Here is a 9,553-nt window from a genome sequence, read left to right as displayed (position 1 = left end):
GGCGGTGTCGATCAGTCGGCTCAGCTCGTCGCGGCTCTCCTGCGCAGACCGGGTCAGGAGTCCGGCGCCTCGCACGACGGAGGTCGGCAGAGCGTGCACGGCGGCGATCGCCTCTCCTATCGACTCCGCGGCTCCGCGCCCCGCGGGCACGAGCGCGGCATCGATCTGGAACCCGGGAACGAGTTCGGTGACGAGCGCCGGTGCGTCGTCGAGGCGCGTCTGGCCGACGTAGTCGGGGACACGGAAGGGGAGCATCGCCCGCACGCCGGCGGTCAGCGCGCGGAGGGCGATGGCCTCGGCGGCCAGCTCCCGCGCGGCCTCGTCATCGTCTGCGACCCGGATCGCGAGCTCACGACCGTCGGCCAGAGTGGCGACAGCGGAGTCGAAGCGGCCGTCCGCGTCGGACGACAGGGCGCGGGCGCCCGTGACCTCCGCGCCGGGCAGTGCGGCCGTCACTGCCGCGGCTAGAGTGAAAGGAGAGCGTCCCATCCCCCCAGGGTAGGTCGGCTCGGGGGCGGTCCCGCCCTCGCCACGCCCGTGAGAGAGGGAGTCGATGACCACAATGCGCCCGTCCCTCGACCGTGCTGCCGACCTGAGGACGGAACCGGGGATCATCGAACGCCTCAGGGGAGAGCCCTCGACACGGACGATCGCAGTCCGTCAGGGGCGGGTCCGGATCGTCGACGGCGGGAACGACCGCGTCTCCCTGTTGACGGTCGATCCGTCCGACATCGTCGAGGCCACCTGGGCACTGCTGGGAAGAGACGCAGACGGGGCGGCGCTGCTTCTCGCGGCACTGCCGCCCGAGGCGGACTCTCTCGACACCGCCCCCGACGAGACCTGGCTCGGTCTGCGCGATCTCGGCGGACGACTCGCCTCCCATGAGACCGAGCTCCTCGTCGAGGCGCTCGCACTGGCAGGCTGGCTGCGAGACGCGCCGTTCTGCCCGTCGTGCGGCGGCGGGACGGAGATCCGCCAGGCAGGGTGGTCGCGTCGCTGCCTGCTGTGCGGCAAGGAGCATTTTCCGCGCACGGACCCCGCCGTCATCGTCGCGGTCGAGAGTCCCGACGGCGAGCGTCTGCTGCTCGGTGCGAACGCGAACTGGGGCGGTCGGATGTATTCGTGCTTCGCGGGTTTCGCCGAGGCGGGCGAATCGCTCGAGTCGACGGTCCACCGCGAACTCGCAGAGGAGGCCGGGGTGCGACTCTCCTCGCTCCGATACATCTCCTCACAGCCGTGGCCGTTCCCGCGGTCGCTGATGCTGGGATTCCGGGCCGTCGCCGTCGATGAGGACGAGGTCCGTGCCGACGGCGAGGAGATCATCGACGTCAGATGGTTCACCCGAGCGGAGATCGCCACGGCGCTCGAGGGAGACGGACCCGTCGGGCTCCCCGGCCCTGCATCGATCGCGCGCGCCCTGATCGTGACCTGGCTCGAGGACCACGAGTGAGCGCACTCGAAGCCCTCGACGACAGACAGCGGGAGGCGGCATCGGTCCTGCGCGGGCCCGTCGCCGTGCTCGCAGGTGCGGGAACCGGCAAGACCCGCGTGATCACGCATCGCATCGCGCACGGCGTCGACACGGGCGCGTACTCGCCGTCGCGCGTGATGGCGGTGACGTTCACCGCCAAAGCCGCGGGGGAGCTGCGCGGGCGTCTCCGCGCGCTCGGAGTCGAGGGGGTGGCCGCCCGCACCTTCCACGCAGCGGCCCTCGCGCAGCTCAACTTCTTCTGGCCGACGCTGGCGGGTTCGCCCGCTCCGTCGATCATCGACAACAAGGTCAGGATGCTGGGGCAGGCCGCCGACGCGATGCGGATGCGACCGACCACCGCGACGCTCCGTGACATCGCCTCGGAGATCGAGTGGCGCAAGGTCTCCATGCTGTCGATCGAGCAGCACGCCGCCCTCGGCCGCTCGGTGACGGGCATCGACCACGCTCAGCTCGCCGAACTGCAGCAGCGGTACGAGGCGCTCAAGGACGAGCGTCATCAGCTCGACTTCGAAGACGTGCTGCTCGCCTGCGCGGGCATGCTCGAAGCCGAACCACGTGTCGCAGCGTCCGTGCACGAGCAGTACCGTCACTTCACGGTCGACGAGTTCCAGGACGTCTCGCCCCTGCAGAACCGTCTTCTGGAGCTGTGGCTCGGAGATCGCAAGGACATCTGCGTCGTCGGCGATGCGAGCCAGACGATCTACTCGTTCGCAGGTGCGGAGCAGCGATTCCTCCTCGAGTTCGAGCGCCGCCACCCGGATGCGACGGTCGTGCGCCTGGAGACGAACTACCGCTCGCAGGCACCGATCCTCGAGGCTGCCAACGCGCTCATGCACGACCGGCCGGGAGCCCTCGAGCTGGTGCCCGCGCGCGAGACCTTCAACGCAGAGGCTCCGACCGTGACGGCGTACGACACCGAGCACGACGAGGCGGCAGGCATCGCCGCATCCGTCTCCGCGCGCATCGAGGGCGGAGCGTCGCCCGCCGACATCGCCGTGCTGTACCGCGCCCATGCGCAATCCGCGGTGCTGCAACAGGCGCTGGCGGCCGAGGGTATCGCGACCACGGTGCTGGGCGGCACGCGCTTCTTCGCGATGCCCGAGGTGCGGCAGGCGATCCTCGCGCTGCGGGCCGCCGCGGTCGCGCCGACAGAGCAGGGGTTCCTCCCCGGCGTCCAGCGTGTGCTGCGCGAACTGGGGCTGACCGATGAAGCACCCCAGGCCGGTGGTGCTCAGCGAGACGGATGGGAGGCTCGTCGGGCTATCCTGCGTCTCGCCGAGGACGCGGGCCCCGACGAGACCCTGCGCACGTTCAGCGATGCGCTGATGGCGAGAGCGAAGGACCAGCACGAGCCGACCATGCGCACCGTCACCCTGTCGACCCTGCACGCGGCCAAGGGGCTCGAATGGGCGCACGTGCACCTCGCGGGGTGGGCTGAGGGATCCTTGCCGATCTCGTACGCGACGAGTTTCGAGGCCGTCGACGAGGAGAGGCGCCTCGCCTACGTCGGAGTCACGCGCGCCGCGCGTACCCTGGCGGTGTCGTGGGCTCGTTCCGCCGGGCGAGGAGAGCGGGCTCCGTCGCGGTTCCTGGCAGAGATAGGGACGACAGGTCGCGGCACCGGCATTCTTCGTGAAACGTCACCGAACGCCACTCGCGGCGGCCGTCGGCGCTGACCTCGACGAACGAGCCCGCCTCGGAATCCGGGAGCAGGAGCCGCGCCACGAGGCGAGCCGCATCCGCGATGCGCGCGAGCGTCACCGGCCCGGCGGATCGTCCGATGAGTTGAGCGTGCATGCGCGGCCACTGAGGGTCTCTGTCGCGTTCGTGCGCGTCACGGCAGCTGAGGCAAGGCGATTCGCCGGGGACGATGAGCGGGCCGATCGTCGTGCGCCCCCGCTCCAGCGCCACGGGCAGGTGCGGAGTATCGTCGCGCAGGTAGCGCGCGAAATGCAGCGCCGCGGCAGCTCCCTCGAGCAGCACGACGCCGATGGCCTCGGGCGCGGTCCGCACCCCGATCGCGACGCCTTCGTCGGCGAGAGCGTCACGGAGGCGGTACTCGCATCTCGCGTCGAGGGCGTCGAGGGTCTCGACCCATGCGGCGCGTGGGGGCGGCGCGTCGTCGACGAGCAGCGGTTCGAGTCGAGCGAGGAGCATGCGCGCCTCCGCACGCGGAGCCCCGACCGAGTGGGCCACGACGTCGAACGCGCCGCGACGGAATCCCGCAGCCATTCGCCCGACCAGCAGTTCGACCCAGGGGGCCGCGGCGGGTATGCGCAGCGTCCCCTCGATGCCGACCTGCAATGTCTCACCGTCGCGCCACAGCAATGGCACGTCGGGGTCGAGTCGGGTGAGGATCCGGGGCGTCAGCGGAGACATCCCCCGATTCTGCGCAGGGCGTGACGCGAATGGGGGTGCCCCGACGCATCCGTGGAGAACTCCTCGGGGGACCTGCGACCTTGGGTCACACGGGTCGATCGCCCCCGGGGCCGTCCTCGTCGCCGTCGTCCGCCTGCTCGCCGTCGTCCGCCTGCTCGTCGTCGTCCGTATCCGCTCCGGCGAAGTCCTCTCCGTCGAGCAGACGCGCGAGAGCCTCGTCGAACTCGTCGGCGACCGGCTGCTCACCGCGGGCCGTGGCCTGCAGTCGGGCGACGAGTGCGGTCGGATCGTCGATGTCCTCCGCGGTCGGCATCAGGTCCGGGTAGTCCCAGAGCGCGTCGCGGCCTGCGGTGCCGACCGCATCGGTCACGGCCTGCCACATCGCGGAGGCCTCCCGCAGTCGTCGCGGGCGGAGCTTGAGTCCCACGAGCGCGCCGAGCGCGTCTTCGGCGGGTCCGCCCACTGCGCGTCGCCGACGTGCCGCCTCGGCGATGCGGGCACCGTCGGGAAGACGCGCCGTCGCCTGTGCGGTCACCACGTCGACCCACCCGTCGATCGTGGCGACGAGGTTCTCGAGACGGGCCAGCGCTTCGCTCTGTGCTTCGCTCTGGGAGGGCAGCAGTGCTCCGCCCTCGATCGCCGCTCGGAGCTCCTCGGGGTTGGACGGGTCGAGACGACTCGCGACGTCTTCCAGCGCATCGACGTCGACGGTCACGCCGCGGGCGAAATCGGTGATCTGCGCCATGACGTGCAGGTGCAGCCACTTGGAATGCCGATACAGGCGCGCATACGCCAGTTCGCGCGTCGCGAGGTACAGCGTGATCTGGTCCTCGGGGATCTCCAGACCCTCGCCGAAGGCGGTGAGGTTCTGCGGGATCACGGCCGCGGTGCCCGCCGGGAGCACCGGGATGCCGACATCGCCGCCGGAGACGACTTCGAGCGACAGATTGCCGAGCACCTGGCCGAACTGCGCTGCGAAGACGGATCCGCCGAGACCGCGCATGAGCTTTCCCGCGCCCTGGACGAGTCCGCGCATGTCCTCCGGGACCTGGGTGTCCAGCGCACTCGTCAGCGCGTCGGCGATGCTCGTCGACACCGGCTCCGCGATCTCCTTCCACACGGGGAGCGTGGCTTCGACCCATTCGCCGCGCGTCATGGCCCGCGGCGCCTCGGAGAGCTCCGAGATGGTGGTGGCCTCGCCGAGCCAGAGGTTCGCGAGAGCGAAGGAATCGGTCAGCGAGGTCCGGGAGCCGTCGGTGATGCCGAGGCCGTCACGGTTCGCGATGTGCAGCGCCTGTCGCAGCGAGCTCTCCCACGGGTCGCCTCCGAAGGCACCCTGCAGCTGCGCCATGATGGTCTGCATCATGGCAGGGTCGAGCTGGAGCCCGTCCATCCCGGAGAACGCATCGCGCAGCGCCTCGGGGTCGATGTCGCCGGCACCCTGGCCTGACATCATTCGTCGGAGGAACTCTTCGAAGTCCTCGGGGGTCGGATCGTTGTCTGCCATCGCTGTCGCCTCTCAGCACGTCTGAAGCCGTGGCATCTACGCTAGTCACAGGAGCGGCCGCGAGACCCCGAACGCGGACAGATAGCTGTACGCCGCCCGCGAACGACGGAGGAAACCTGTGGATCGAACCCGGCCCGTGAGGCTCGGACTGGGAGTGTGGGCGCTCGTCGTCGCGCTGGTCGCGCTCGTGATCCTGACCTTCCTGCCGACGCCGTATGTGATCCAGCGGCCGGGCCCGGTCTATGACACTCTCGGGACCGCGGCGAACGCCGACGGGGAGCAGGTGCCGCTCATCAGCATCCAGGGAGCCGAGACGTTCGAGACCGGGGGCACGCTCGACCTCACCACGGTGCAGGTCGTCGGCAATCGTGAGCGCACGCCGAGCTGGTTCGAGCTCGCACTCGCGTGGACGGACAGCTCGAAGGCGGTCGTGCCGCTCGACTCCGTGTTCCCCGAGGGGGTGACCACCGAGCAGCGGGACGAGCGAAACGCCACGCTCATGGTCGATTCGCAGCACGAGGCGACGGCGGCCGCTTTGAACGCGCTGGACTACGACACGGGAGCGCAGGTCGCGGTGGTCGAGGTGCTCGACGGTTCGCCGGCGCAGGGAGCGCTCGAGCCCGACGACGTCGTCACGGCCGTCGGCGGGACCCCGGTGCTGTCGGCGAAGCAGCTGCGGCAGGCCATCCAAGACGCCGGGGGAGACCCCGTGGCGCTCACGGTGCGGAGGGGCGGCGAGGAGCAGACCGTCGAGATCACGCCGGAGAAGCAGGTCGACGGCGACGTGACGACCTGGCTGATCGGCGTCACGCTGCGCACCGACTACGACTTCGAGATCGATGTCACCCTGCAGCTCGACAACGTCGGCGGACCGAGCGCGGGGATGATGTTCGCCCTGGGCATCGTCGACACCCTCACCCCGGGCGAACTCAACGGGGGCGAGAACATCGCGGGCACCGGAACCATCGAAGCGGACGGGACGGTCGGTCCGATCGGCGGCATCCGCCAGAAGCTCTACGGCGCGCGAGACGCCGGCGCCGACTTCTTCCTCGCACCGGAGTCGAACTGCGACGAGGTCGTCGGACACGTGCCGGACGGGCTCACGGTCATCAGCACCGCGACCCTCGACGATTCGCTCGCGGCTCTCGAGGTGATCGCGGACGACGGAGACCTCGATTCGCTCCCGAGCTGCGACGTCGTGACCTCGCCGTGACCGGGATGACAGCCGCAGCACAGTAAGGCATGCCTAGGATGGGACGGTGACCTCGACTTCTGCACCGAACCCGGCCACTCCCCGAACTTCACGAAGAATCTTCGGCATCTCGTTGGCGATCATCGCTGCGCTGATCGCCGTCTTCTTCGTGTTCGCGTCGTTCTACACCGAATTCCTCTGGTTCGACCAGGTCGGCTTCGCGGGAGTCCTCACGACCCAGTGGTTCGCCACGGCGGTGATGTTCGTCGTCGGGTTCCTCGGCATGGCGGTGCCGCTGTTCGTCGCCATCCAGCTCGCATACCGCCTGCGGCCGGTCTACGTGCGTCTGAGCTCGCAGCTCGATCGGTACCAGGAGGTCATCGAGCCGCTGCGTCGACTCGCGATGTGGGGCATGCCGATCTTCTTCGGGCTGTTCGCCGGCTTCTCGGCCGCGAGCCAGTGGAAGACGGTCTGGCTGTGGGCCAACGGCGTGGCCACCGACGCGGTCGACCCGCAGTTCGGCATGGACACCGGGTTCTACATGTTCGCGGTGCCGTTCTACTCGATCCTGCTGGCGTTCGTGTCGGCTGTGCTGCTGCTCACGTTGATCGTGACGGCGCTGGTGTCGTATCTCTACGGCTCGGTCCGCATCGGCCAGGGCGAACTGCGCATCTCGAAGCCCGCGCGCATCCAGCTCGCGATCATCGCCGGCCTCTACCTGCTGGTGCAGGCGGCGAGCCTGTGGCTCGATCGCTACAAGACCCTGTTCGCGCAGGACGACCGGATCGTCGGCCCCGCGTACACGGGCGTCAACGCGACCATTCCGGGCCTCGCGATCCTGGCGATCATCGCGGCTCTCGTCGCGATCCTCTTCTTCGTCACGGCCGTCATCGGTCGCTGGCGTTTCCCGCTCGCAGCGACCGCGCTGCTGATCGTCGCCTCGCTCGTGGTGGGAGTCGGCTTCCCGTGGGCCGTGACCACCTTCCAGGTGCGACCCAACCAGAACGCGTATCAGGCGGAGTTCTACCAGAAGAACATCGACGGCACGAAGGAGGCCTACGGAGTCGCCGACCTCGAGACCACGCCGTTCGAGGCCGAGACCGACGCCGAGGCAGGACAGCTGCGGGAGGACGCCGAGACCACGGCGTCGATCCGCATCGTCGACCCGGCCGTGATCAGTCCTGCTGTGCGTCAGCTCGAGCAGTACCGCGGGTACTACCAGTTCCAGGAGAACCTCGACGTCGACCGTTACGAGATCGCCGGCGAAGTGCAGGACACCGTCGTCTCCGTGCGCGACCTCGACATGGAGGGCGTCGACGTCAGCAACTGGAACAACCGGGCTGCCGTCTACACGCACGGATACGGACTCGTCGTGGCTGCGGGAAACCAGCGGACGCCCGACGGCGAGCCGGTCTTCCTCGAGCGGGGGATCCCGTCTGCCGGGTTCCTCACCGAGCAGGAGGAGTTCGAGCCTCGGGTCTACTTCGGCGAGAACTCGCCCGAGTACTCGATCGTGGGCTCGCCTGAGGGCACCGATCCCGTCGAGATCGACTACCCGCGCGGCAAGGACGGCTCGAACGAGACCAAGACCACGTTCGAGGGCGAGGGCGGGCCGGCGATCGGCAACACGTTCACCAAGCTCCTCTACGCACTGAAGTTCCAGTCCGAGCAGATCCTCTTCTCCAACCTGGTGAACGAGGAGTCGCAGATCCTGTACGACCGCGACCCGAAGACGCGCGTGCAGAAGGTCGCGCCGTACCTCGAACTCGACAGCGACCCGTACCCGAGCGTCGTCGACGGGCGCGTCGTCTGGATCATCGACGGCTACACGACGAGCTCGACCTACCCGTACTCGACGAGTGTCAGCCTGTCGGAGGCGATCGCGGACTCGAACATCCCGTCGCCGACGCTCGCGATCGACGAGATCAACTACATCCGGAACTCCGTGAAGGCCACGGTCGACGCCTATGACGGTTCCGTCACCCTGTACGCGTGGGACGAAGAGGATCCCGTGCTGCAGAGCTGGCAGAACATCTACCCGTCGACCCTGAAGCCGGTCAGCGACATGTCGTCGGATCTGATGAGCCACGTGCGCTACCCGACCGACCTCTTCAAGGTGCAGCGCGATGTCCTCGGCATCTACCACATCGACACCGCAGGCTCGTTCGCGCAGCAGGACAACCGCTGGCAGACCCCGAACGACCCGCGCAGCGACGCCGTGCTCCAGCCGCCGTACTACCTGACGATGCAGATGCCGGGTCAGGATTCCCCGCGGTTCTCGATGTTCTCGACGTTCATCCCGTCGGCGTCGGGAAGCGGCGGCAACCGAGACGTGCTGATGGGCTACCTCGCGGTGGACTCCGATGCAGGATCGGAGGCCGGTGTGAAGGCCGAAGGGTACGGGCAGCTCAGGATGCTCGAGATCGACACGGACACCACGGTGCCCGGTCCCGGTCAGGTGCAGAACACGTACAACTCCGACACCGCGGTGGTGCCGCAGCTCAACCTGCTCCAGCAGGGGGAGTCCGAGGTGCTCTACGGGAACCTGCTGACCCTGCCCGTCGGCGGCGGTCTGCTCTACGTGCAGCCCGTCTACGTGCAGTCGTCCGAGGGGACGAAGCTGCCCCGACTCCAGAAGGTGCTGGTGGCCTTCGGTGACAAGGTGGCCTTCGAAGACACCCTGACCGCGGCACTCGACACTCTCTTCGGCGGAGACTCGGGAGCGACGGGCGGGGACGACCAGGTCGAGCCGACCGAGCCCGATCCCGACACCGGCGAGGTCCCGGCCGAGCCGACCGTGCCGACGGACGCCGAGGCCGAGGCTCTCGCGGCGGCGCAGCAGGCGCTGACCGACCGTGAGGCCGCTCTCCGAGAAGGCGACCTCACCAAGTTCGCCGAGGCGGACAAGAGGCTCACGGATGCCGTGAACACTCTGCTCGGGCTCGAAGGAGTCGCCGGCGACTGACGGTCGCCGCACACCTGA

The 9,553-nt window shown here is 69.0% G+C and carries 6 protein-coding genes; 4 read left to right on the top strand and 2 right to left on the bottom strand.

The window, feature by feature from the left end:
• A partial coding sequence (locus tag RWO82_RS02830) for a phosphotransferase (RefSeq protein WP_399540701.1) occupies positions 1 to 489 on the bottom strand: 489 nt, incomplete at its 3' end.
• A 64-nt stretch (positions 490 to 553) separates the two neighbouring features.
• Here RWO82_RS02830 and nudC point away from each other — a divergent pair.
• Positions 554 to 1,450: an NAD(+) diphosphatase gene (nudC, locus tag RWO82_RS02825; protein WP_314423020.1), complete on the top strand. Its 897-nt coding sequence runs from the start codon at positions 554 to 556 to the stop codon at positions 1,448 to 1,450.
• The gene (locus tag RWO82_RS02820) at positions 1,447 to 3,168 is read left to right on the top strand and encodes an ATP-dependent helicase (RefSeq protein ID WP_314423017.1); all 1,722 of its coding nucleotides are present in this window, start codon (positions 1,447 to 1,449) and stop codon (positions 3,166 to 3,168) included. Before nudC ends, RWO82_RS02820 begins: the two co-directional genes overlap by 4 nt.
• Before the next feature lie 788 nt (positions 3,169 to 3,956).
• Here the strand turns inward: RWO82_RS02820 and RWO82_RS02815 are convergent.
• Positions 3,957 to 5,378, bottom strand: a complete 1,422-nt coding sequence (locus tag RWO82_RS02815; protein WP_314423015.1) for a zinc-dependent metalloprotease — start codon at positions 5,376 to 5,378, stop codon at positions 3,957 to 3,959.
• A 118-nt stretch (positions 5,379 to 5,496) separates the two neighbouring features.
• On the opposite strand from RWO82_RS02815, the gene RWO82_RS02810 reads away from it, so the two are divergent.
• Together RWO82_RS02810 and RWO82_RS02805 are read left to right on the top strand one after the other, a co-directional pair.
• Positions 5,497 to 6,591 carry a PDZ domain-containing protein gene (locus RWO82_RS02810; RefSeq protein WP_314423014.1) on the top strand — a complete coding sequence of 365 codons (1,095 nt, stop codon included), beginning with the start codon at positions 5,497 to 5,499 and terminating at the stop codon, positions 6,589 to 6,591.
• A gap of 46 nt (positions 6,592 to 6,637) precedes the next feature.
• Positions 6,638 to 9,535, top strand: a complete 2,898-nt coding sequence (locus RWO82_RS02805; RefSeq protein ID WP_314423011.1) for a UPF0182 family protein — start codon at positions 6,638 to 6,640, stop codon at positions 9,533 to 9,535.
• Positions 9,536 to 9,553 lie beyond the last annotated feature (18 nt).

It is taken from the genome of uncultured Microbacterium sp. (genome assembly GCF_963521645.1).
Lineage (GTDB): Bacteria > Actinomycetota > Actinomycetes > Actinomycetales > Microbacteriaceae > Microbacterium.
The sequence above is the reverse complement of the archived record's forward strand: the minus strand, read 5'-3'. Positions and strand labels throughout refer to the sequence as shown.